Raw genomic sequence first — 467 nt, 5'->3', positions numbered from 1 at the left:
GCCAAGCTCGATCCGACGCAGCGCGTCCAGGCGTTGCTGCGTGGGCTCACCTACAACCTTCAGCGCCTCGTCCGTCTTGGTGCTCCCGCGTGAGCCTCGCGACAGGGCAAGAGCATCTAACAAAACTGGATTTGGCGCGTTCTGGGAGGCATGAGCAGGCCTCTTGTCCCCGATGCGCTCTGGGCGGTGGTGGAGCCGCTGTTGCCGCCTGAACCTCCGAAGCCGAGGGGCGGGCGACCTCGCCTGTCCGACCGTGCCGCCCTGACCGGCATCCTCTTCGTTCTGCAGTCTGGCATCCCGTGGGAGATGTTGCCTCAGGAGATGGGCTGCGGGTCTGGCATGACGTGCTGGCGCCGGTTGCGCGATTGGCAGGAGGCCGGCGTATGGGACCGGGGTCACGTCCGTCAACGTGGTGGAATTTGCTGATGGGCTGCGGGTGACCACGGCTCAGGCGGGCCGGGGTGGCA

At 66.8% G+C, this 467-nt stretch carries 1 pseudogene; it reads left to right on the top strand.

The annotated features are described in order from the left end of the window. Window positions 1-150: 150 nt before the first annotated feature. Window positions 151-399: pseudogene (locus JMJ56_RS33305) on the top strand (transposase); the annotation flags it as partial. Between the last annotated feature and the right edge of the window lie 68 nt (window positions 400-467).

The sequence above is a fragment of the Belnapia arida genome, from assembly GCF_016773205.1.
GTDB classification, from domain to species: Bacteria; Pseudomonadota; Alphaproteobacteria; order Acetobacterales; family Acetobacteraceae; genus Belnapia; species Belnapia arida.
The sequence above is the reverse complement of the archived record's forward strand: the minus strand, read 5'-3'. Positions and strand labels throughout refer to the sequence as shown.